Origin of the sequence: Vibrio sp. B7 (assembly GCF_963888765.1) — a bacterium.
GTDB classification, from domain to species: Bacteria; Pseudomonadota; Gammaproteobacteria; order Enterobacterales; family Vibrionaceae; genus Vibrio; species Vibrio anguillarum.
In genome coordinates, this window is sequence record NZ_CAWPKR010000022.1 from 208,768 (window position 1) to 233,848 (window position 25,081).

Annotated in this window: 20 protein-coding genes; 4 read left to right on the plus strand and 16 right to left on the minus strand. The window is 43.7% G+C overall.

Annotation, left to right across the window (positions count from 1 at the left end; translation table 11 throughout):
• Positions 1-44: 44 nt before the first annotated feature.
• Genes AACV32_RS08830 through AACV32_RS08840 form a run of 3 tightly spaced genes read left to right on the plus strand, consistent with a single transcriptional unit; the run spans position 45 to position 4,753 of the window.
• A complete protein-coding gene (locus tag AACV32_RS08830; RefSeq protein WP_026027195.1) occupies positions 45-707 on the plus strand; it encodes a transglutaminase-like cysteine peptidase in 663 nt (220 codons plus the stop codon).
• 5 nt (positions 708-712) lie between these two features.
• Complete coding sequence (locus AACV32_RS08835) at positions 713-2,623, plus strand: bifunctional diguanylate cyclase/phosphodiesterase (protein WP_170894927.1); 1,911 nt, start codon at positions 713-715, stop codon at positions 2,621-2,623.
• Positions 2,624-2,638: 15 nt separating this feature from the next.
• Positions 2,639-4,753 carry a type I secretion system permease/ATPase gene (locus tag AACV32_RS08840; protein ID WP_013868207.1) on the plus strand — a complete coding sequence of 705 codons (2,115 nt, stop codon included), beginning with the start codon at positions 2,639-2,641 and terminating at the stop codon, positions 4,751-4,753.
• Between the two features lie 81 nt (positions 4,754-4,834).
• Here the strand turns inward: AACV32_RS08840 and AACV32_RS08845 are convergent, their stop codons facing one another.
• From AACV32_RS08845 to AACV32_RS08910, 14 genes are all read right to left on the minus strand, one after another.
• The gene (locus AACV32_RS08845) at positions 4,835-6,511 is read right to left on the minus strand and encodes a DUF342 domain-containing protein (protein ID WP_013868208.1); all 1,677 of its coding nucleotides are present in this window, start codon (positions 6,509-6,511) and stop codon (positions 4,835-4,837) included.
• Positions 6,512-6,699: 188 nt separating this feature from the next.
• The gene (locus AACV32_RS08850; RefSeq protein ID WP_170894928.1) at positions 6,700-8,394 is read right to left on the minus strand and encodes an ATP-binding SpoIIE family protein phosphatase; all 1,695 of its coding nucleotides are present in this window, start codon (positions 8,392-8,394) and stop codon (positions 6,700-6,702) included.
• A gap of 18 nt (positions 8,395-8,412) precedes the next feature.
• A complete protein-coding gene (locus AACV32_RS08855; protein ID WP_017049352.1) occupies positions 8,413-8,712 on the minus strand; it encodes an STAS domain-containing protein in 300 nt (99 codons plus the stop codon).
• Between the two features lie 9 nt (positions 8,713-8,721).
• Positions 8,722-9,900, minus strand: coding sequence for a methyl-accepting chemotaxis protein (locus tag AACV32_RS08860; RefSeq protein ID WP_017049351.1), 1,179 nt, complete (start codon positions 9,898-9,900; stop codon positions 8,722-8,724).
• 44 nt (positions 9,901-9,944) lie between these two features.
• Positions 9,945-10,988 carry a protein-glutamate methylesterase/protein-glutamine glutaminase gene (locus tag AACV32_RS08865; RefSeq protein ID WP_170894929.1) on the minus strand — a complete coding sequence of 348 codons (1,044 nt, stop codon included), beginning with the start codon at positions 10,986-10,988 and terminating at the stop codon, positions 9,945-9,947.
• Entirely contained in the window at positions 10,985-11,626 is a 642-nt protein-coding gene (locus tag AACV32_RS08870; RefSeq protein WP_017049349.1) for a chemotaxis protein CheD, read from the minus strand. The genes AACV32_RS08865 and AACV32_RS08870 overlap by 4 nt, the downstream gene beginning before the upstream one ends.
• A 10-nt stretch (positions 11,627-11,636) precedes the next feature.
• Positions 11,637-12,497: a CheR family methyltransferase gene (locus AACV32_RS08875; RefSeq protein ID WP_170894930.1), complete on the minus strand. Its 861-nt coding sequence runs from the start codon at positions 12,495-12,497 to the stop codon at positions 11,637-11,639.
• On the minus strand, positions 12,482-14,500 hold the full coding sequence (locus tag AACV32_RS08880) for a methyl-accepting chemotaxis protein (RefSeq protein ID WP_017049347.1): 2,019 nt from the start codon (positions 14,498-14,500) through the stop codon (positions 12,482-12,484). Before AACV32_RS08880 ends, AACV32_RS08875 begins: the two co-directional genes overlap by 16 nt.
• Positions 14,501-14,510: 10 nt before the next feature.
• Complete coding sequence (locus AACV32_RS08885) at positions 14,511-14,975, minus strand: chemotaxis protein CheW (protein WP_017042330.1); 465 nt, start codon at positions 14,973-14,975, stop codon at positions 14,511-14,513.
• On the minus strand, positions 14,975-15,505 hold the full coding sequence (locus AACV32_RS08890) for a chemotaxis protein CheW (RefSeq protein WP_017044938.1): 531 nt from the start codon (positions 15,503-15,505) through the stop codon (positions 14,975-14,977). Before AACV32_RS08890 ends, AACV32_RS08885 begins: the two co-directional genes overlap by 1 nt.
• A 21-nt stretch (positions 15,506-15,526) precedes the next feature.
• Positions 15,527-17,683: a chemotaxis protein CheA gene (locus tag AACV32_RS08895; RefSeq protein ID WP_017049346.1), complete on the minus strand. Its 2,157-nt coding sequence runs from the start codon at positions 17,681-17,683 to the stop codon at positions 15,527-15,529.
• Positions 17,684-17,742: 59 nt separating this feature from the next.
• Positions 17,743-18,102: a response regulator gene (locus AACV32_RS08900; RefSeq protein ID WP_026028445.1), complete on the minus strand. Its 360-nt coding sequence runs from the start codon at positions 18,100-18,102 to the stop codon at positions 17,743-17,745.
• A gap of 23 nt (positions 18,103-18,125) precedes the next feature.
• A complete protein-coding gene (locus AACV32_RS08905) occupies positions 18,126-18,389 on the minus strand; it encodes an STAS domain-containing protein (RefSeq protein ID WP_017044940.1) in 264 nt (87 codons plus the stop codon).
• A gap of 308 nt (positions 18,390-18,697) precedes the next feature.
• Entirely contained in the window at positions 18,698-20,761 is a 2,064-nt protein-coding gene (locus AACV32_RS08910) for a tRNA(Met) cytidine acetyltransferase TmcA (protein ID WP_170894931.1), read from the minus strand.
• 173 nt (positions 20,762-20,934) lie between these two features.
• Here AACV32_RS08910 and AACV32_RS08915 point away from each other — a divergent pair, with 173 nt between their 5' ends.
• Positions 20,935-21,969, plus strand: coding sequence for an ABC transporter substrate-binding protein (locus tag AACV32_RS08915; protein WP_170894932.1), 1,035 nt, complete (start codon positions 20,935-20,937; stop codon positions 21,967-21,969).
• A 71-nt stretch (positions 21,970-22,040) separates the two neighbouring features.
• Here AACV32_RS08915 and AACV32_RS08920 read toward each other — a convergent pair whose 3' ends face one another.
• Positions 22,041-23,012, minus strand: a complete 972-nt coding sequence (locus tag AACV32_RS08920; protein WP_170894933.1) for a ParB/RepB/Spo0J family partition protein — start codon at positions 23,010-23,012, stop codon at positions 22,041-22,043.
• A gap of 7 nt (positions 23,013-23,019) precedes the next feature.
• Positions 23,020-24,237, minus strand: a complete 1,218-nt coding sequence (locus AACV32_RS08925) for a ParA family protein (RefSeq protein WP_026027506.1) — start codon at positions 24,235-24,237, stop codon at positions 23,020-23,022.
• Between the last annotated feature and the right edge of the window lie 844 nt (positions 24,238-25,081).

The following is a 25,081-nucleotide window of genomic DNA, read 5'->3' on the forward strand; positions in this document are numbered from 1 at the left end:
GGTTCACTTATGCTTTTTAATATATTCATGATTGACGGTTTTTGATGAAGTTTTGGCTGCCACTGGTTTTATTGCTATTTATGCCCTCATCCCCCCAAGCGCTCAACACCAAAGAGCAGCAGTGGGTCGATGCGGTCGCGCTTACCTATGGCACAAGAGCGGGAAAACGCGTCGAAACATGGCGCAAAGAAATTGCCAAACACCAAAATGCTCCCGAACGTGACAAATTGACCGAAATAAATCGATTTTTCAATCAGCTGTACTTTGTTAATGATATCGATTTATGGGGAAAAAATGACTACTGGGCGACACCACTTGAGTTTCTAGGAAGCAACGCAGGGGATTGCGAAGATTTCACAATTGCGAAGTACTTCTCCCTGCTTGAACTGGGTATCGATGATAAAAAGTTGCGCCTCGTGTATGTTAAAGCTATTGAATTAAATCAGTTTCATATGGTTCTTGCGTACTATTCAACACCCAATGCCGAGCCCTTAATTTTAGACAATATAAACCCTGAGATTAAGCCAGCATCAACACGCCGTGATCTGTTACCGATCTACAGCTTTAACGGTAAAAATTTATGGCTAATGAAATCCAAAAATGGCCAGCTTGCAGGAGACTCTTCACGATTAAGTCTTTGGAATGACTTACGTGAACGAGAACGCTCGCTAAAATTGAATAAACCAATTGTAAGTTACGATGAGTAAGTAATATGACGCTATATAAACAACTTGTCGCGGGAATGATTGCCGTCTTCATTATGCTGATGACTTCAGTCTTTATTATTGAATTCAATACGACCCGCAACAACTTAGAGCAGCAGCAGCGCTCTGAAGTCAACAACACCATCAACACCGTCGGTTTGGCGCTGGCACCTTATTTGGAGAAGAAAGATAAGATTGCGGTTGAGTCGGTTATCAATGCCTTGTTTGATGGCAGCTCTTACTCAGTCGTACGATTGATTTTTCTAGACGATGACGAAGAGATTCTGCGATCTTACCCTGTAAAACCTAATAACGTTCCGCAATGGTTTACCAATTTACACCTGTTTGCACCGATCCATGATCAACGCGTTGTAACCAGTGGTTGGATGCAGCTTGCTGAAGTCGAAATTGTCAGCCACCCTGGCGAGGCCTATGCGCAATTATGGAAGGCGCTGATTCGGCTACTTATCGCGTTTAGCGCTATTTTTGTGATTGGCCTTGCCGCCATCGCTTTCATTCTGAAGCGCGCTTTACGCCCGCTGCAGATGATTGTCGAAAAAATGGAGCAAGTCGCACGCAACCATTTTGGTGAACCGCTACCGCGGCCAGCGACCAAAGATCTGATTTATGTAGTTGATGGTATCAATAGCATGTCAGCGCAGGTTGAAAAAGCGTTCAAAGCTCAGGCGCAAGAAGCGCAGCAACTGCGTGAGCGTGCTTATATTGACCCAGTTTCTCAACTTGGCAACCGCGCCTATTACATGAGTCAACTCAGTAGTTGGCTATCAGAAAGTGCCATAGGTGGCGCTGCTATTTTGCAAGCAGAGTTTATCAAAGAGCTTTACGAAGAAAAGGGTTATGAAGCAGGCGATGGTATGGTGCGCCATTTGGCTGAGCATCTAAAAGTGTCGATTACTTCACCTGATGTGACTCTGGCACGCATTTCTACCGAAGAGTTTGGCTTTATTTTGCCCAACATGGAAGAGAGTGAACTTAAAATCATCGCCGATAGTATTATGAATTTTGTGCAAGACACTCTAGCCGACCCGACTGGCATGGCATCAGCCAAAGTCTCTTTAGGTGTTGTTCATAATAAAGAACCAAAATCTTCAACGCAGTTACTTTCCTTGCTCGACAACGCGTTAGCCACTGCAACTGCAAATCCAGAGCTGATTTACGGCTTTGTCAGCAGTGAAACCAAACAAACTGTGATGGGTAAACAGCAATGGAAAGCATTGGTTGAAGAAGCTATCCATAACGATTGGTTCAGTTTCCGTTTGCAGTCAGCCAATAATAGCTGGGGACAAACTTTCCACCGCGAAGTTTTTTCAGCGATTGAGCACGATGGCAAACGCTACAGCGCTAACCAATACTTATTTGCACTCGACCAACTCAATGCCAGCCATATTTTTGATGAATATGTTATTGAAACGATGATTCGCAAGCTCGAAACGGGAGAGATAGCCGAACCATTAGCCATTAATATCGCTCAAAGCAGCCTTTCTCAACCCAGTTTTATTCGTTGGGTCACTCAGACTCTGGCGAAGCATCGCTCTATCTGTGAGAACCTACACTTTGAAATACCGGAAAACGCATTCCTCAACGCCCCTCACCAGACGGCGCTGTTTTGTAATGCTATAAGAGCAGCTGGCGCAGACTTTGGTGTCGATAACTATGGCCGGAATTTCCAATCATTAGACTACATCAACGAGTACCGTCCAAAATATGTGAAACTCGATTATCTATTTACTCACCATCTCGACGATGAAAAGCAAAAGTTCACCTTAACGTCGATTTCTCGCACAGCACACAATTTAGGAATCACCACAATTGCGTCAAGGGTAGAAACGCAAACTCAACTTGATTTCCTTTCCGAGCATTTTATAGAAGTCTTCCAAGGCTTTATTGTGGATAAATAAAAAAGGTCAGATGTAATGCAAGACACGCTACTCAATTCGCTTATCTATGTGAGTCGTTATTATGGATTGGCGAATTCCCCAGAAGCACTGATCAACGGCCTACCTTTATCAGATGGGAAACTGACGCCTTTTCTCTTTCCTCGAGCAGCCGAAAGAGCGGGATTAATCGCCAAGGAAAATCGCTCAGCATTGGATCAAATCCCAAAATTGGTTTTCCCCGTTATCTTAATTTTAAAAGGCGGTGAAGCCTGTGTGCTCAGCAGCATCAACGAAGCGAATCAAGAAGCTGAGGTCGTCACTGCGGAGTCTGGTCTAATCCCCGTAGCTATTCCCTTAGAGGAACTGACTGAACGCTATATTGGCCGCTACTTCATGGTGAAAAAACAGTTTCGCTATGACGAGCGATCACCAGAAATATTAAAGACCCGTGATGGCCACTGGTTTTGGGGTACGTTATGGCAGTCAAAACACATTTATCGCGATGTGTTGATCGCTTCCATTTTAATCAATTTGTTTGCCATTGCGGCACCAATGTTCAGCCGTTTAGTGTATGACAAAGTCGTGCCTAACCTTGCGTTTGAAACCTTGTGGGTATTAGCGAGCGGGATTTTTGTGATCTTCTTATTCGATCTGCTCCTCAAACTACTTCGCAGTTATTTTATTGATGTAGCGGGCAAAAAATCTGACATTCTGATCTCTTCCAAGCTCTTTAGTAAAGTGATGGGGATCAGAATGGAGTCTCGTCCTCCTTCTGTCGGTGCGTTTGCACGACATTTACAAGAGTTCGAATCCATACGCGAATTCTTTACCTCAGCAACCATCTCATCATTGATTGACCTGCCATTTGCATTGCTCTTTTTAGTGCTGATCTGGCTAATGGCGGGCAGCTTAGTGCTGGTACCTATCGCCGGTGTACTGATCATTGCTATCTATTCTCTGCTCATCCAAGCACCTCTACGACGGGCGATTGAAGAGGGCTCTCGACTGGCATCACAAAAATACGCCAACCTGATTGAAAGTTTAGCTGGGCTTGAAACAGTGAAACTCTTTGGCGCTCAAAGTCAGTTTCAATATCGCTGGGAAGAAGCGGTCGCGCACATGGCGAACTGGAACATTAAAAGCCGTCGAATTACTGATGGTATTCAAAATACTGCCGGCTTTGTTCAGCAAGCCGCGAACGTTGGCATGATCATCTTAGGCGTCTATCTGATATCCAACGGCGATTTAACCATGGGTGGGCTCATCGCCGCAACCATGCTCAGCGGCCGTGCGATTGGCCCAATGGTGCAACTATCATTACTTTCAACACGCTACAACCAAGCCAAATCGTCCTTAAAAATCATTGAGCAAGTGATGCAAATGCCCGATGAGCAAGAAGAAGGTAAACGCTATATTCATCGTCCGATTGTGCAAGGTAAAATTGAGCTAGACAAAATCACTTTTCACTACCCTAATGCGCCTGTTGCATCAATACGTGACTTAAGTATAACGATTCATCCGGGTGAAAAAGTAGCGATCATAGGCCGCATCGGCTCAGGGAAGACCACCTTAGAGCGCCTTATTATGGGGTTATATCAACCGACCGAGGGGAATGTTCGTATTGATGACACCGATATCGCGCAACTGCATCACATTGATGTGAGACGTAATATTGGTTGCGTACCTCAAGACAGCAACCTATTTTACGGTTCAATTCGCGATAACATCACGCTCGGGCGTCCCTTAGTTGATGATAGAGATGTGATGGATGCCGCCAACCGAGCGGGAGTTACCGCGTTCACACAGCAAGACCCTGCGGGGTTAGAACGACAAGTGGGTGAAGGCGGCTTGTTGTTGTCTGGTGGTCAGAGGCAAGCGGTAGCCATTGCTCGTGCACTGCTCGGACGCCCACCCGTTTTGCTACTTGATGAGCCTACTAGCGCCATGGACAATCGCTCTGAAATGCACATCAAACATCAACTGTCTCAATTGACACCAAGTGAGACGTTAATATTAATTACTCATAAAACGTCAATGCTCGATGTGGTTGATCGCGTCATTGTGATGGAGAAAGGCTGTGTCATTGCCGATGGTCCTAAATCGATGGTGTTAAACGATCTCAAACAGGGCAAAGTGAGATCAGTGCAATAGCTACCTTACTAGAAATAGCATAATCAGCAAAAAACGAGGCAAAATGCCTCGTTTTTTGCTTAGCACTCTGAGATAAGAATGTTAGATCCCTCCGACATCTTCATCTTCAAGCATCGAGGCACATTTAATCTCATACTGGTTAAATGAGAAAATACTAGCGCCATGAGCCCGCTTGGTGATGATACGCTCATCATCAAATTGCACCGAAACATGGGTATAAACTTTATTTTTGACTTCGATCGTATTCATTTCGAGCAATTGCTCAAACTCCTCTCCCAGCATATCCAACGCCAATTTTGCTTTTTCTAAACGATCATTAGTCTGTTTCTTAAATTCATCAATTTTTAGCAGTTCCTCTTCCAAGCGTTCCGCTTTAGGCTTTTTCTTAAATTCAATCTCACGGCGGATCACTTCCATCGTCGCTTCTTGCGCTTGTTTATAATGTTCTTTGTGTTTCGCGACCCGTTCTTTATACACAGCATAACGAGCAAAAGCCTGCACAGCCGTGGCGGTATCGCCTTCAACGCCTAGATTGAAGCAAACGATCTTACCACCAACTTTCGCGTGACCACCGCTGAGTGTGCCTTGCTTCTCTTTACTATCTAATACTTTTAGATCATTGCCACAGCGCAATTCATTGCTCATGCTGTGAACCGCTAAATTGATGTCATCTGCCGCTTGCAGTTCGCTAAATTGAGCATAGTTAGCCGTGATAGAGCCTCCTGATTTGATAATGCATGTTCTTGCTTCATCATCAAACACCGTATGGCCAATAATGCCTTTACCAACATCAATATTACCTTGGGCTTGAACATCAGCAGACTCAACAAACCCACCGATGGTGATTGAGCCAGTCGCTCTCACGATCATCCCAGGCTCGACATCGCCCGTAATGACAACACATCCTTTAAATTTCACGTGGCCAGTGGCTACACTGACGTTGTTTAAACATAAAGCGTTATCGACATCAACCGTTTTACTTTTCAGGATAGGCATGCCCGCTTGACTGGCCAGTAGCACATTCGGGTCATTGGGTGAGATGTAAGACCCCTTTCCTGCAACTAAGGCTGAGTCTTTACCTGGTTTAGGATCCAGCACTTTTCCCTGCACGGTATAGCCTGGCGTTCCTTTGGTTGCAGGAATTCGACGCATCACTTCATCATCTTGACCAACAGTGATGGTTTCACCTAAGTTGCGCATATCAATTTTGTTCTGTCCTTGCTTTTTGGTCGGTGCTAACACGCGCTTACTGACATCCTCAACCAAAGGAACAAATTGTGCGTCTTTACCTTGAATGGGTTCGCGCCCCTGCGCAACAGGCTGAGTGTATACTTCCCCTGGCTTCAAGGTATTACTTACCATTAACACTTTCTTTAAAGCCAGTTTGTTGATGCCTTTTGTCACGTGGGAATGAGCCAATGCATACACCAACTCACTACCGCGCAATGCTCTGCCACCATATGCACCCGTCACGACCATGCTGGCTAACATATCTCGATCACTAAATTCAATCTCAACCGAAGCGTTCTTTTTCTCTGCAATGGTGATTCCAGAGAATGCTTCACCCTTACCCTCTTTTGCACAGTTGATAAAGCGGGTAACTTCAGTTTCATTTAAGAAAAATGTCGATGCAGATAACTCAAACAATGCTTCTTTCAAGCCTGCTTGGTCAAAATTTTTGTCGATGGACTCCGTCCCAGGCAGCTGGGCAATGACTTGTTTTTTGTCCTCTGAAAGCGAAATTAAGCGTTTCCACATACTACTTAACCCATATGGTTAGATTCCGTTCGTATGGCAGTGTATACAATTTACAGTATGGACTAAATCTTTAGGCAACTAAATTAAGGGCTACATCACTTAGTCACGACGAAACGAACCGTACAACCTAAAAATAAACGAAAGAATGAGTTACGCAGAATTTTACAGTGTAAATAATCAGTTCAGTATTAAGACAATATCGGAAAATCATGTTTACTGTTAAAGGCGTAAGTCACCTTAACAGTGCAACCATTTTTTGAATATTCCAATGACTCACACAATTTAGAGACCAAAATAATCCCTCGACCATGTGTACAGTTGCCGTCTGCAACCGTATGTTGGTATTCAAAGCCTTCACCATTATGCTCGAGTGAAAAGCTCAATTGTCCCACCGTTGGGTCATAATCAATGTCTAGTTTAATCCATAACGATTCATCTAACTCATCCATACACTCTTCACGTCGTTGGTAAAAAGTGAGAAATCCATCTGGGTCATCTTTTAGTGAAGAGTTAAGTTTTAATAACCCATGCTCAATGGCATTAGCAAACAGTTCTGACAATACAGAGCAAACGAGATCAAGATGCTCACCACCACTGATAAAACCGCGAACAATGTTACGCATCTCGACCATAACTGAAATCTTTTTAAGAATTGAAGCAGGAAAAAAGAGATGGCTTTGCATTGGTATATGGCTAAGAAATCGGTTTTTTTGCGACGCTAATATTTCATTATTATTGGTAATTGGAAATGCCATTGAAAGAATTGAGAGGTCATCACCATGACCACGATTGGAAAACTGGCATACTTCATCATACAAATCTGAAATCTGAGTCTTAACGTTCCGTTGCAAAACTTGTTCGAGTCGCAACTGGCCAAATTGTTCCCCGTTTTCATTCATCGCTTCGGTAATACCGTCGGTATAACAGAGGATAGTTTGGTTAGGTTTTAATTTGAGATGAACTAAATTTACTTCAAATTCATCAGCATCCAGAACTCCCAGCGGCATATGTGTGGAAACGAGACGACGAACGATGTTGCTTTCTTCATCCAGTAGATAACCATCAGGCAAACCACCTCCCCACCACGAAACCTCGAAGCCATTGGCTCGTATCTCAAATACACTGGCCGCAAGCATCATGCCAACAGGCAAAAACTTTACTAGCGCACTATTAAGTTCAGCGACCATTTCGCCAAGCGACATCCCTTTTTCAGCCATTGAAAAAAACGTACGCGTGGCAGGGATCGTTGAAATCGCGGCGGGTAATCCATGCCCAGTGGCATCAGCGATCATGACGTACACACCACCATAGGGCCGGTTCGCCACAATGATGAGATCACCATTAAAAATGGTCGAAGGTGTGGATATATAACTGATGCCATAGATATTGTTGACTTTTGCACTCATCTCCTCCATTAAGTTGGTGAAAATGGATTCGGCAATGGCGTAGTCATATTGTACTTGTTCGTTGAAATAATTGAGTTTATCTCGCTGCTGAGTCACTTCATTATGCATTTTCACAATACGGTAATGAGCCTGCACTTTGGCCAGCAGTACGCTTCGCTCTACTGGTTTAAGAATAAAATCATCGCCCAGCGATAAACAGCGTTCAAATGAATCATGATCATCAAGCACAGTCAAAAATATAATTGGGATATGGTGATTTGGAAAAGAGTCTCGGATCTCTTTTGCGGTGGTGAAACCATCTTTAACTGGCATCATCACATCCAACAAAATAACGTCGGGTAAGACGTCCATGACGAGCATCGCCTCAACAGCATCAGCGCCATTTTCGAAGGTATCGATATGCTCGGCAATAGGCAATAAGATAAACCGACAGAGCTCTCTATTTGATTTATGGTCATCAACAATCGTTACGCGCATCGGCTTATTCCTTAAGCATTATTCGATACTAAATTTCTTATCAAATCGAGAAATCAGTAAGACTTTCCTTATTTGAGGTAAGGTGTTAGTAATTCGGATCATGCCATCACTTTGCTCAAGATATTTCTGCATATTGAGCAACATGCCAAGACCAGCACTGTCAATATAGTCCACCTTGCGTAAATCAATGGTGAATCTAAAGCCTCGGTAAGGTGAATAGCTATTACGAAATTCTTTAACTAGGTTAAAGCCAAAGGCCCCCTCAATTACGATCGTAATGTGCTTAGTAGTGCTATCTATTACCGTTTCTATACTCATCATATTCTCCTAAAACAGCTCGACTTCGCCTTCATCCATATTGGTTTGATTTGCAGCAGGAGCACTTCTATTGTGCAAGCGCTCTGTCAATTGGTGAAGTTGTTCTGCCCATGCTGCTTTAGTCATGCTTTGTGTTAGTAAAGCGTTCAATAGCTCATTTGCTTCCTGCAAATAATCAATAGACGCATGCGCATAATCACTTTGTTGAACCACAATGTCAGCAAATTGAAGGGCACGGATGCCATTACTCACTTGCTGGGTTAATTCTTGTCCTAATTCTTGAATTTTTTGCACTTCTTGCTCTATTTCTATATTCACTTGCTGAACGCCATGCAGCATGTGATCCACATTTCCTTTAGACTCAATTATGAGTGTCATGTCTATAGAGGCCATATCGCCAACGGTTTTGTTTGCTTGCAGCACCGTTTGTTGGGCAACATTAATTTCAGATTCAATTTGGGTATTCAGCGTTCTTGCTTTAACCGACAAATCGCGCACCTCTTGAGCCACGACCGCGAAGCCTCGCCCCGCCTCGCCTGCTCGAGCCGCTTCAATCGCCGCATTCAATGCCAATAAGTTGGTCTGTTCCGATAAGTTTCGGACTTGATTAAGTAATTTAAAGACCGCATCTAGCTGTTCTGACATATCGTGAATACTGTGTACCGCTGAAATACTTTTCTCCGAAATGTCTACTAGAATCTGAACAAAACCGTCAATAATTGCCTCAGTTCTTGGCAACACGGTGGTAAGATCATATTCACTACCTTGGTTAGCCAATAAGTTATTGACCAAGGTACTCGAAACTTGACTCTGCTTTTCACTGATGTCTTGCAAGCTAAAAAATGCGTTGTTTAATGTCTCTACTGAGCCTTCAATCACGGTGTGCTGCATGGTTAAAGGGCTACTCACTTTAGGTAGCGTCTCTTTGAACAGTTTTTCAATACTCTGTAGATGTTGCTGCGTTTCAAGAGTGGACTCTTCTTCAACCTTATTTTGGTTGGCTTTAGCTTTGTTTTGTTCACTAAAATTCATGGACAATACTAGCCAAGGTATTGCTGCCGCAAAAATCACCAGTCCTATGCTCCATAAATTAGGGGAGTGAAGCATGACGGCAAAAAGGGCCATTAGCTGCAAAACTAAAGCTAAAATATATTTTGCTTTTGGTGTCACTGTTTTATTTATCATCACCCATTCCTTGCTTATCTATGTTGAGCTTATTTAATGAGACAACACTAGCGATAGAGTTCATCACAAATCCATTGTGGTATGGCATTTAACGCTTTGATATTCTGTGTTGCGCCAATCTCTACTGCCGCTTTGGGCATTCCCCACACCACTGATGTTTTTTCGTCTTGAGCTAAAGTCAATGCGCCACACAACTTCATTTTGAGCATGCCTTGCGCTCCATCTTTACCCATCCCGGTTAAGAGGATACCGATGGCTTTGTCTCCCACATTTTCGGCGACCGCATCAAACATCACATCTACTGAGGGTTTATGACGATTGACCGCAGGTCTATCGTCAACTTGACAGTAAAGGTGAGTGCCTTTTTTTATCACCATCAGATGCTTATCTCCGGGAGCAACATAAGCACATCCATTCACTAAAGGCGCTTGATTAGCGGACAACTCTCTTACCTCTACGGCGCTACAAAGATTCAAACGCTCTGCAAAGGGGCGAGTAAACATCGCACTGATATGTTGAGTGATCACGATCGGTGGCAACCCTGCTGGTAAAACAGAGAATATGCTTTTTAATGCTTCTGTTCCGCCCGTTGAGGCTCCAATCGCGATCAACTGATAACGCGCCCCTTGGTGGCTAGCCGCTATCAGTTCGACCTGATTAACCGCAGCAGAATGATGCGCTTGAACGACATTGGCCCCTGCCGCCATTTTTATTTTGTCGTTCACCAGTTCCCTATAACTTGCCATTTCAGCCGTATTTTCGACCGACGGTTTAGGGAAGTAATCCACCGCACCAAGCTCCAATGCTTCTAACGTGGCTTGCGCGCCATGCTGGGTCAAGGTTGAAATCATCACCACCGGCATAGGGCGTAACCGCATGATATTTTTTAAAAATTGCACGCCATTCATCTTTGGCATTTCAATATCTAGCGTTAGCACATCAGGATTGTGCTGCTTGATAAGCTCTCGGGCTTGGTAAGGGTCTTGTGCCATTGCGACAACGTCTAACATGGGGTCAGAATTAATCAGCTCGCAGAGCAGTGCTCTAAAAACGGGAGAATCATCGACAATCAACACTTTGATTTTTTTCATTTAAATAACTCCACATCATCACTCTCTTTATGCGCTTTACGATCTAACTGCGTGGCATAAATCTTTTCTTGAAAACTTAACTGGTTCACTTCAGTTAATGGAATTCTTTTTAACCACACTTTACCTGTCAGAGGTTCGAAAATGACTTTTCTCGGTTCGTCACCCCCCAAGTCACTGGCTTCAACAATAAGCCTTTCTTGCTCAACATAGTTTTTGATAAAATCTATATTTTTCTGGCCAATCATGGCCTTAAAACCCAGCATTTGTGCGCCACCAAACAGCTTGACGCGTAAGCACCTACGCTCGGCACCCATTTTGATCAATTGGTTAATCAGTAACTCCATTGCGTAACAACCATAACGAGAAGCCGTGGACTCAATTTCATCTGGATGCCAGTGATCAATTTGCGAATGCTGATCAAAAGGTAATAAAAAATGGTTCATCCCCCCGACTTTGGCCTCTCGGTCCCACATACAAGCCGCTACGCAAGAACCGAGCCCAGTGTAAATTACCTCTTGTTGCATAGTGCTATACAACCCACCGGGTAGCACCTTAACCCAATCCACTTTCTGCTTGGGATGATGAAATCGACTGAAATTCCGATTATCTGTTGCCAAATACATCGCTAACGAGGCCATTAATTGTTCCTCATTTTTTCACGTAAATGGTGTGGCCGAGATGATGAAAAACATCAGCACAGCGCCCCACACTTTCTGAATGACCCAGAAATAAAATCCCATTCGGTTTCAACCATTCATAGAACCTTTCGAGCAAAGCCTCCTGAGTGGGTTTATCAAAGTAGATCATCACATTTCGGCACGAAATGAGGTCTAAATTCTTAGGTAACGTCCAAGGAGATAATAAATTCAGTTGCTGAAAATGGACAAAACGTTGCAATTGACTGGCGATTTTTATTTTTCCCTGTTTGATACCGCGCCCTTTTACAAAGCACTTTTTGAGATAGTGCTGTGGAATAGTAGCCACAGCCTCATCGGTATAAATGCCCGCTTGCGCATGTGCCAAAACCTGTGTGTCTAAATCTGTTGCGTAGATATCAATATTATCCGCGAAATCAAATAAACCGCTGCTGTATAGCGACGCAATAAAACTGTATGGCTCTTCACCGCTAGAGCATCCAGCAGACCAAATTTTAGGATGACGCACGCCCTGTAATCGCCACTCATCGAGCAGTACTTTTTCCAAAAACTCAAAGTGATGATACTCGCGAAAAAACTGGGTTTTGTTAGTCGTTAACGCATTGATGAAGTTGATCCGCTCTCGCTCATTATGCTCAATAAGCTCCTTGTAATCACAGAAACGCAGAATCCCCAGTCGACGCATCTGACGGCTCAAACGGCCGTAAACCATCGCGCGCTTCGCATCTGATAAGTAAATGCCGGCCGTTTTGTGCATAAACCACTGGATGAATTTGAAATCCTTTGCAGTAAGTTCAAACTCTTGATCATGGTTCACCGTGATTGGATGGCTATCCATTAAAACTCTTCCCATTCATCTCCATCCTCATTGAGATTGAGCCCAGAATTGGCAACGTTATTGGTGGCTCTAATGCCTGCCACTTTCTTGACCTTGGGTTTGGGTTGATGGGCGGAGATGGCTGTTCTTTTGGGCTCGAACGTTTTGATGTTGTCATCGGTGGTGAAATAGCTCATCAAGCTAATCAGCTCTTTCCCTTCATCTTTCAACGATTGGCTGGCCGCAGAGGTTTGTTCAACAAGAGAGGCATTTTGCTGCGTCATCTCATCCATGGCTGTAATTGCACGATTGATTTCGTCAATGCCCGTCGATTGTTCAATACTTGATGATGCAATTTGGGCGATGAGATCAGATACTTTTGCTACAGCGTCCACAATCTCATTCAATGTTGCTCCTGACTCATCAACTAAACGCGATCCCTCTTCTACTTTCTCAACACTATCTTTAATCAGCCCTTTAATCTCTTTCGCCGCTGCTGCGCTGCGCTGCGCAAGGTTCCGAACCTCTCCAGCAACAACAGCAAATCCACGCCCTTGTTCTCCGGCTCTTGCAGCTTCTACCGCTGCGTTCAAAGCCAATAAATTGGTTTGAAAGGCTATCTCGTCTATCACTCCAATAATATCGGCAATCTTCTTACTCGAACGATTAATTTCCGACATGGCCGAGATCGCTTGCCCCACCACTTCACCACCTTTACTGGCTTTTTTGGCAGCATCACTCGCTAGATCGTTCGCACCTTTGGCGTTATCTGCATTTTGGCGCACGGTCGCTGTCATCTCTTCCATACTCGCGGCCGTTTCTTCTAAATTGGATGCTTGAGCTTCCACCCGTTGGCTCAAATCATTATTGCCTTGCGCGATTTCTGTTGACGCCGTAGCCACTCTGGCAGAAGAAATGGTGATTTTTTCAACCATATCGCGCAGGTTAGCAATCGAGGTATTGACCGCATTTTGCAGTTGACCAAACTCACCTTGGCTGCCCTCTTCCATCTTGGTATTCAAATCACCATCCGCCACTTTGCTCATGACGTCAATACACTGAGCCAGCGGTGAAACTAAGGTATCAAGCAAGTTATTAATCCCCTCGCCCAACTCCCGCATAAATCCGCTGTACACGGTGGTATCAATTCGTTCATTCAACTGCCCTGCGATCGCTTTTTGAATGAGGCTCTCTACCTGGTATTGACCATCTTGTTGTTCGGTAATATCGATCCATTGCAATGCAGGGCCAATGTATTCCCCTTTGTGATTGTGCATCGCAATACAAGTTAAATTAAATTGCAGCGCCCCCACTTTGATGTTGGATGAAAATGGTAAACGATCAGGGTTGGCAATAATGCTACGTTGATGGCCCGGGTTTTTATGAAAGATATCGATATTTTGTCCGACCAGATTATTGACGTCAAAGCTTGTTAATACTGTCCTCAACTCACTTTCTCTTGTACGCATCAACTTGGTCAATGAAGGGTTTAAGTATTGAATAATACCCTCTTTATCGGCCATCATTAGGTTGGTTGTCATCCCCTCGACTGCCGAAGCTAAGCGGCCAATTTCTTGCTCTTTTGCAATCTCTTGAGTGACATCACGCCACTCTAATGTGTTCCCGATATAAATACCGTCTTCATCAATAATGGCGCCAACATTAAGCTCGATCTTCACTCCTTTAATCGTAATCATGGTAGTGAAAGGCAAGTTGGCTGGATTCGACAACATTTGGCGTTGATGCTGTGGATTGACGTGAAAACCATCGATGCAGTAGCCAATCAATGACGACTCTTCAGCTTTAAAATCAGGCCAGACACTTTGAAAAAGTACTTCATGCTGCTTGAGTAGAATCAATGACTGCTTATTGAGATAGGTGATTTGAAAATCTCGGTTAATCATCATCAATGCGGTTTTTGCTGCATTAAGAGCAGAAAGAAGCTGCTGATTGGAGAGCCCTTCATTCTCATCGACCAATGGATCTTCTATCTGCTCAACAAATTTTTTTGGTTCTGGTTTGCGGTTCCAAAATGCCATGAGTATTCCCTCACAAAATAGCGTCTTCTACGAATGTCTGATTTAACCCAGGTACATCAAAAAGGGTCTCGATATTAATTAGGATCAAATGACCGTTAGCCACACTAGCAATTCCCTTCATAAATTGTGGTTCAACCGTGGTGGATAAGGCTGGTACAGGTTTTATCTCTTCAGCGGCTAAGTCATACACTTCTGAAACACCATCGACAATAATGCCGAGCGGATTGCGTTGCGCGTCATTCAAAACGATAACAACTGTCGTGGCCCCAATCTGTGCAGGTGGCAGATGAAAACGAATTCGAAGATCAACAATCGGTACGTACTCACCACGAATATTGAGTAAGCCAACTAAGTAATCCGGTGCATTGGGTACAGAGCGCACATCACTCCAGCCGCGAACTTCTCGGACCTCAAGGATTGGCACAGCGTACTCATCGTTATCCAGCACGAAACTAAGAAACTCTTGTTTAGACATCAGGGTTCCTCACTCAGTATTCGGTGCATATCAAGGAGCCCTTGGGTATCGAGCAGTGACATGACCTCTTCGCCAACATTGAGCAAACCGAGCGAATACGCAGCGGCAGGTGTTTCCCCCACGGCTGGAAACAGCACATTATCTCCCTGGCCAATCACATCACTCACTGCATCAACGACTAAGCCCATAATACGAGGCCGCTCTTGTTGAAGGCTACGAAGTACCAACACCACAGTCGTGGGAAAGTAGCCACAAGCCTCCATACCAAATCGAAGGCGCAGATCGATAATAGGCACAATCATACCGCGTAAATTAATCACACCTTTCACAAAGCTAGGCGCGCGAGGAATAGGCGTAGGTGGCTCCCACACTCGAATCTCTTCAACATCTTGAATTGCCACCCCGTACAACTCGTTCGCTAACCGGAAACTCAGAAAATCGGCCTCACAGCTTCTTTCTTCATACACAGCATTCAAAACACTCTGTGTTTGATTCTCTTGTTGATGATTTGGTGAATAATCATATTCCATGGCTCTTCTCTGTCACCTTCACTAAGCGGCAATAATCTTGGGAGATAAACTTGAACGTCGATTCGAGTACGTGGAGATTAACCCTTGAATATCTAAAATGAGCGAAACGGAACCATCTCCCAAAATCGTAGCTCCTGATATGCCTGCCACTTTGCAATAATTTGACTCTAAGCTCTTTATAACCACTTGCTGCTGGTCTAGCAGCTCGTCAATCAATAAGCCAACGCGGCACCCTGCGGCTTCAACAAAGCAGAGTATTCTATCGGGCAAAGCACCACTTGGTCCCATTTCCAGTTCATCTTGCAGACGTAAGATAGGAATGTTTTCGTCACGAAGTCGGTACAGCTCAACCCCACCAGCGGCATACTTCACATTAGCTAAGTTGATTTGAATAGATTCGATAATGGTGAGCAGTGGGATGATATAAACCTCCCCTCCTACTTTGATCAATTGCCCATCGAGAATGGCTAAAGTGAGTGGTAAACAGATAGTGAAATGGCTGCCTTTACCTAATGTGGATTCGACATCAATATGCCCACCCAACTCTTCGATATTACGTTTTACAACATCCATACCGACGCCACGACCTGAAATATCAGACACTTGTTCTGCTGTTGAAAACCCTGCGGCAAAAATAAGGTTAAGGATCTGTTTGTCGGTGATCTCTTCACGCTGTGTATCTTTAGGTAATACACCTTTTTCTAGCGCCTTTTGAAATATTCTTTCACAGTTGATTCCCGCGCCATCATCTTTCACTTCGATCACTATCGAGCCACCTTGATGATAAGCATGTAGTTCAATGGTGCCGATTTCTGGTTTGCCTTGTTCAAGGCGAATGTGTGGCTGCTCAATTCCGTGGTCAATACCATTTCTGACTAAATGAACCAATGGATCAACAATACGTTCAAGGACGGTTTTATCGAGCTCGGTATGCTCGCCAATGATGTTCAGTTCTACTTTTTTTTCAAGTCGGCCGCACAAGTCTCGCACAAGGCGAGGAAAGCGGCTAAAAGCAAAGCTCATCGGCAGCATGCGAATATTGAGCACATTTTCTTGTAAATCTTTACTGTTTTGCAAAAGCTGAACTAGGCCTGCTTGCAACTTTTCTAATTTATCCATGGTGAAATCGTTGCCGATTTCGGTCAGCATTGATTGGGTGATAACAAGTTCCCCAACCAAATTAATCAGGCTGTCGACTTTCTCAATATCGACGCGAATAGAGCTTACGCTGGATTCTGCTTTAGCCACTTTGGGCGCAACAGCGGGCGTAGACTCTATTGATTTTATGAGATCGATGGGTTTTATGAGATCAACTTGCTCTGCCGATTCGGTAGGGGGAACAGCGTTCGCATGAAACGTAGGTGGCACCTCGGCCGAAGATTCCTCACTCTCGCTGATCATACCTTGGGTCGTCGATTCTTGTACTAAAGGTTCAACAATTAAGTCACATTCATCTTCAACCCATTCAAAAATTTCGCGAATATCACTCTCTTGCACTTGGCTACTGAGAAAAATAGTCCAGCTTAAATAACAAAGCTCAGCCTCTATTTCCACCAATTCGGGAAGGTGCTCAAGCTGAGCTTCCGCCCTGCACTGATCATCCAGTTCATAAAGCTCTCGCAGCAACCGAAGTGGATCATTACCACTGAAATAAAGTTCTCTATGCGGAGTAAAAACGACTTTCCAACCTAAGTTGTTCTCGTTGTCAGAAGCCTTTAAGAGCGATGACGTCTGTTCATCTTCGGCGTCAAGCGGGTGATGGTCTGCTAGCTCATGATCAACCGTTGAATTGTCAGCAAGTAAAGCATGCAGTGACTGGCTGACTCTCTGCTGAAGCTCACTATCAACCTCACCGTGGCTCTCATGCCCCGCGAGCATATTGCGAATGCAATCACCGCTTTTCAGTAAAATGTCCACACTTTGAGCGGTGAGAGTTGATTTTTCGTTACGGACGAGGTCAAGATACGCTTCGACAGAGTGGGTAAATTCACTGATATCCAGTAAACTAAAGGTCGCAGCGCCACCTTTAATCGAGTGGGCGGCCCGAAAAATGGTATTAATAGTCTCTTTCTCAACCTGATTAGGGTCAAGATTAAGCAGTACATTTTCAAGCACTTCAAGATTTTCACGACACTCTTCGTAAAACATCTTGCGCAACAGTTCCATGTCTAAAGCCATAGCTCTTCCTGCCAGTTAACGTCGTTTAACGAATGAAGCTTTTAATAAAATACGGTGTTCTATATGACCCGTTTTAGTGTTTTCAATAGCGTCTCAGGGTTGAACGGTTTAACCAACCATCCTGTAGCTCCCGCGAGTTTTCCTTCTTGTTTCTTTTCCATACTCGTTTCAGTGGTTAACATCAAAATAGGTATAAACTTATATTGAGCATGACCACGTATTGCTTTAACTAACTCAAAACCACCCATCACTGGCATGTTTACGTCCGAAATAACAACATCAAATTTGGTTTGTTGTGCCTTACGTAATGCATCACTTCCATCAGTAGCGGTTTCAACGTCATAGCCTGCATCTTTCAATGTATGGCTTAGCATTTGACGAATTGAAACCGAATCATCAACCGCGAGGATCTTTGTCATAGCCCCTTCCTTGCAAAATCTCATTACTCTGCGAACAAGCTTTCTAAAGCCAGTAGCGCAATACCTTCATTGAGCGTGTTTGTTGCGTTAACTAAAGTGATCTCAATTCCAGCTCGCTCTGCTGTCATAAACAAAGAAGCAAGCAGTTGCAGACCGGCAGCATCCACGCTATTAACTCGTGATGCATCTATCGTTAAAGGAGGAGTTAGGCTTAGCCATTGAAGATAATTTGCTTTGGAATCTAGTACCGTTGAAATTTCCAAAGACTCCGCCAACAAAAAATCCATATCTCATCCTTACGTACTATTTATATTCTATTTTTTAGGAGAACACCTGACTTTGAGTGTAGGAGGGAATACTCATTAAGCAAATGATTGAACACGTTAGGAACAAAAATAAAAACCTCACAATAAGGGGGACCGTATGGTTAACTCATTAATATAGTTTGGATTTTTTTATTCTGTGACTAGAACAAAAAATCCTACTCTTAAGACGTAAGTAGTAGGACTTTTTTGTCATATGACAAGCACAGTACACCTGGAGAAAGTGTCTGCTCTTACATTATTCACGCTTTACACTGTAAATTGGCTGCAGTTCATTGCGTTGAATGATCAACTTTACACTGTAAATCATCTAATAGTCGATTAAGGTCATGACGGAGGGTAGCCTCAATCATTTTCCGTCCAGTGAGGTTTAATTGACTGGCACACTCTTGCCAGCTTTTCCTTTGCAATACTTTGACAATAAGTACATCAGATAACAGTGATAGAGCAGCTTTATCCAATGAAGTAATTAGCCGATGAATCCATACACTCACACTCTCATAATCCGCACCGCCTTGTGCGTAACAACGTAGCAATGAATAAGGTAGGAAATTAACTTCATTTGAATCCGCGCATGCGACACGATCTCGGACTAATGACAAGATGGTCCGAACCAAAGCCGGCTCTAAACTTTGCAAAGAATCAGATAGCGAGAAAATGAAATGCTGCTCGAAAATTTGTTCAGCCCGAGTTAACCAATCCAATTTTTTCTCTTGGAGCATGATTAAGGAAAAACAGCCACTTGCGCTGTCTCTGTGGCTCCCTAGTTTTATCGGAACAAATTGGTTCTTAGCCCAAAAAGCCATTAAATCGCTCGTTACGCCAAAACTCGTCGCTAAATAGTCGGCATCATTTTCCAACATGCACGCTTCAATCAAGCGGCTGCCTAACCCTTGATTTTGTAATTCGGGATGAACTGCAATACGCATGATGCGCTGACAAACACTCTGCGCTGCCTGCGTAATACCTACTTGATTAGCTAAGCAAACAGGAACTAGATGACCTTTAGGACGTCGCTTTCCTCGTTGGATCTCTTCCACTAAAGCGTTACAAAGCCCACCTTCACGTACTGTCAGCAAACAACCGACACAAACCTCGTCTACCATTGCAGCAACTAGCTGAACTTTATCGTCCGCTAAAAAATGAAATAGATCGTTCGGTGATGTCTGGTAATGAGCATTCACTAATAACGAAAAAATAGCGGCTAAGCGTGTCGGGTTGGCAATGAGTTGAGCCTTATCCAGATGCTCAATGTTAAGTGTCGCTAACTGTTCTGATGTCATCGTCGGCAATGTAGCTAAATCATAACGAAGGAGGAAAGTATCGTAATGCCACGCTTCTAACGGATCACCCTGACGCCAACGGATCGGCTGATCTAAATGGAGAGTTCGAGTCCCAGCTCGATGGTGTGCTAACCAAGTTTGAAACTTAAGCGTGAACCCTCTCCCACACCCTTCGTAGCCATGAATGGTGGTAGAGAAGACCGCACGATGATAGTGTTCAACCCAGTTTTTTAACATTGATAAAGGCAGCGCGGCCGCTTCATCTACCAATAGGAGATCACATTGTGGCCGATGCAAAATCAGCTCATCCGGTGCCACAAACGTCAATGACGAGTTTTGCCAAGTAAGGGATTGTCTGGTGACGCGAGCGCCTGCTAAACCTTTAGCCGCATGTTCAAATATCGGCGCTACGGCATGGATTGAGGGTGCCGTGACCACAATATCTAATGAACGAGACGCCATCAATTTAGCCGCAGCAATACCAAGCGCACTACTTTTCCCTCGTCCCCGATCGGCAGTGAGAACCAATGGTCGCTTGCGATGCCCATCCATCACACGAAGAATTGCTGAAACCGCATCAACTTGCTGTTTATAAATCGGTGATTGAGAGCTGACTCGTGGATAAACGGGTAAAGGAGGGCAAGGTTGATTCTGTTCTATAACAACAAGCTGTTCGAACGCTCGCGTTAACCAGCGCTCAGCAAAAGAGTCGTTACGCTGAGGGGCTTCAATGATCAACAGTAACCCACCACCGACCAGTGAACCCAGCGCAGCACTGAAACTGTTCGCATCAAAACCATGGTGATTGTCACAAATAAGTAAATGGCATTCTTGACCAAGAAACTGCTGCCCTTTGTTGAAGGGGGCATAACGAACGCATGGTAACGGTTCTCCACCTAACTGAAATATGGCTTGCCCCTCATTTTTTGCGAGAAAATGCATAAGCACGTGTTGTTGCCATTGAGGCTCACCACGGATTAAGAGCCCCATACGCCATAGGCTATTCTCAGCCTGCACCATCAAATCATCTAAATAAGCCGCTATCATGTTCATATTTACGCCACCTCGCTGAAACGCAATGGTAGCACAGCCGCTATAATCACTGTGCGTCGTTAAAAATATTTTTCTTTACGACAAATTATATTTGCTTTAATCGTGACCATTTTTAACTAATTATTCACCTACACCCCAGTACACTTCTGGGCTATTTAAGGAATTCAAATGCAATGAAAACTTTCATCAAAGGATTGGTTTTGGCAGCAGCTCTAACTTCTTCACACGTAAGCGCAGACAACAAAACACTCAACGTTTATGCATGGGGAGGATATCTTCCAGAAAAATCCCTCAAGCAGTTTGAGCAGCAGGAAGGGGTAACGATTAACTATTCGACCTTTGAAAATAACGAGTCAATGTATACCAAGCTCAAGTTGCTCAAAGGTGGCGGTTATGATGTGGTTTTTGCCTCAGCGTATTTCATTGAAAAAATGGGACGTGAAGGGTTATTAACCGAGCTGGATCATGCACAAATCCCGAACATGAAAGATGCCATGCCTTCACTACTCGGCCAAGCACACGATCCCAAAAATAGTTATTCCCTGCCCTATATTTGGGGGATCACTGGCCTCAGCTATAACGAAGCATTAGTACCAGAAGGTGTCTCTCGCTGGGCTGATTTGTGGGATAAGAAATATAGCCAACAAGTGATGTTGATTGACGATATTCGCGATGTCTTTGGTATGGCGCTGATCTTAAATGGCTTCAGTATTAATACAAAAAATGAAAAAGAGATTGAAAAAGCCTACCAATCATTGGTCACGTTAAAAGATAATGTACTGTTGTATAACTCTGATGCACCACATGTGCCTTATGTCTCAGGTGAAGCAGCGTTAGGGATGCAATGGAACGGGAATGCCTACCAAGGCCAAGTTGAGATGCCAGAGCTAAAATTTGTAATGCCGGAAGAAGGCGCAGTCTTGTGGATGGATAACTTTACTATTCCATCAGGCAGCAACAACAAAGCGTTGGCGCATAAATTCATCAACTTCATGTATCAAGCAGAGAACCAAGCTGAGATTGTGAATAGCTTAGGTTATGCATCGGCAACAAAAAGCGGCCGAGCGTTGCTTCCAGCAGAACTTCGCGACAATCCAACGATTTTTCCAGCCGATGAAGATATGGCTAAAGGGGAATTCATTAATGATGTTGGGCCTGAAGCGCTCGCTATCTACGAAAAATACTGGCAGCGTTTAAGAAATCAATAGATTCGAACTGAATAGACTTAGTTACTAAAAAACCCGCCGTGGCGGGTTTTTATTCTTTACATGATGGATGCTTAATCAAGCTTAGATTGGATAAAATCTAATATTTCTTGCACCGTAGCATCATCCACCTTTTTCAAATTAAGCGCTAAATTACTGCCTTTACGACTGTAACTTACGCGGCCTTTGATCAGATCAATTTTTACATGCTCAGTGCGCTTAGGTGGCAACAACTCTTGTATCCAAGACTCTATTGTCTCTGTGACTTCTTTCGTCAATCGGGCAACACCTTGTACGCTACTACGCTGCCAAACAAATCCATCTTCAGATTGACACTTTTCCAACAAATTTGCTTGTTGCTTTGCATCGAGTTCATTAAATTGTTTATGCAATTTAACTATGGTTGGACGACCTAATTCAACCACATTTGGATAAGCTTGCAATAGCTCAAGTGGCAAAGCCGCTGCTTTTAGAGCACCACTTACTAGGGCCTCACTGCATTGAAATATCTTGGCTAAAGCTTTTTGGTCTTCCGCTTCACCGTTATCCAGCTTCGCTTGCATCTCTTTACCCTTCTCATAAAGAGAAAGCGGCTTGTGCGCGTTTGCCACATCCGAAAGAAACTTCGCATGTTCCGAGTTTATGTCTTCAGCAACATAAACCAAAAATTCTTTACCCGCCAAGATACAAGACATTCGACGACGGCTGCCATCAAGGACTTCAATTTTGCCCCCAGCGGTTTTACGACCAATCGCAGGATATTGCTGACCACGCTCGCGTAATGTACTCAATACATCAGATAGAGCATGCTCATTCAGAAAAGCTTGTTCACGCGCATTCTGCGTAAAAACAATCGTCTTTTCCGCTACTTGATCTGCGGGAATCCTGACCAGTTCGAAAGTGACTAACTCTTCTCCCGCAACCGCCAATTCGATGATTTGCGCTTGTTCTTTCGCTGCCGTTTGGGCTTCTTGCGGGGTGGTTGCACGTCGCTTATTCGCTTTACCAAACAGTTTCGCATTTAGTTCAGACGTTTTAATTGCCATGTTTTACTTACCCCTGATTTAGTGATGACCAATGACTGTGAAGCACTCGCTCAAGCTCCAGTGCACTTTTTTGCACAGCGTCTTGCGCAGTCGCTAGCGTCTTTTTACCACCTTCAAAATCGCTGGTGGTGAGATCAAAAACGGTGCTGTAAGTGTCAGCACAGGTTTCAAATGCTCGGCTACGCGGAATCGTCGCCATCATGACTTGATCACCCAACAGGTAATTCATTTCCGTTAATACCGAGACTTGCTTTTTATTATCATCTTCAAACATCGTCGGCATCAAACGTACAAATTCTAACCCTTTCCAATCTTCTGGAAACATTTCATAAACCGTAGGAAGGTGTTGAAAGAAATTGACGGTTGACGCCCAATCTAATCGCTTAGCCGCGCACGGGATCAGTAATGCATTGGAAGCATACATTGCATTCCATACCAATGGATCAACGTGTGGGCCAGTATCAATCATAATGATGTCAAAATCATCGCCAATCTTATCGATAAGTTTCTCTTTCAGCAGTCGAACAATATCAAGCGATTGGTTTTGCGAAAGATACTGCCACGCTTCTGCGTTAAACATTGCATCTTCAGGAAATGCAGAGATGGTTTTTAAATTGGGATATTGGGTTGGCAACATCACGTTCTTATGTAAGAACGCCTTGTCCACTTCAGTGTCTTCAGGCACGTTGTCTAACATAATATCAACGGCAGAATAGATATTACTGTGCTCTGATAAACTTATTTGCGGGTTGAGAAATAACCGTAATGAACCTTGCGGATCTAAGTCAATCAAGCAGATACGGTAACGCTGATCCAAATTCAGGGCGAGGCACGCGGCTAGATGGACAGCAGTCATTGATTTACCTGTCCCCCCCTTTTGGTTCTGAACATTGATGACCCAAGGCTTATGATCACCATGCTTTTTCCTTTGGTGGAACTTAGGCACACCAGCGGCATCCATGAGCATGTGGGCTTCCGCTAAAGAAATTGAATAGTGATTAGCATTGTTTTTAGTAAATTGATGGCCAGCTTGTTCCATTTTGGAAATGGCATCATCTAGCTTACGGCGTGTTAAGCCTGAACGAGTTTCCATTAGCGCTTTTGACATCGCTGGAAAATGGTCATCACTACGTTCTTCTAAAACAATTTCAATTCGGTCAGCTTGCACCTGTTGAGTTTGCTCGGCGAGCTGGTAGAGATTCGCTATGGTTTGTTCTCTTTTCATTGCCAAATTCCATAATAAGTACCTAACGCAGATTGTACAGCAAACAATTTAATACTCAACAAAAAGGTGAACATTCACTTTTAGATTAATATCACAATAAATAGAAAAATATATCGGAATTTAATGAATTGACCTCATTATGGTCATCATTTTTCCTTAAATAATGGGTAACTTAGTCCATTATTTATTTGAACATTAAAAATATTACAACGTAACTTATTTACATTGTAAATGAGCTTAAAATACCCGGAACGATTAGAGAAGCAGCATAATTTACGGTATGTGTCATTTGGAATGATGTACCCCCGGCAGATCAATTAAATAATCGTAGAACATGAATAATAATAACTAGAGCGATAGGGCAGGGGAAACTTATCCTTTTCGTCAGGGTACCAGGACGCATGATCAAGGCTAACATGATGATCATGCGTCCGAAGAGATCCCTCGCCACAGGAACAATGATCAAGAGGAATTAGCGCCTTCCTTATCAGCAAATAATCAGAAAACAAATGGATCTTCATCGGATCAATGATCAAGTGTGATTTAAGCTCGGAAGCATGTAAAAATAGCGCATAATTACGGGGGATTGCAGATGGAATAGGGGCTGAGCAAGATACCTAGTACATAACAAGTAAAATTTAAAACACACCAAATAACAAAACCTTCTTCAATACGCTCTTGATCATGCTTTCGACACACTCTCACTCCTTATAATAGAAGCCGTTAAAAGAGTTATTTGTCATTTCAATTCGTGTTTATGCCAAAATCGACTTTGAAAGAACATTTAATGCACTTCCTTGATCATCTTTCCAAAGAAAAACCAAGCCCATATTCTTCATCTAGC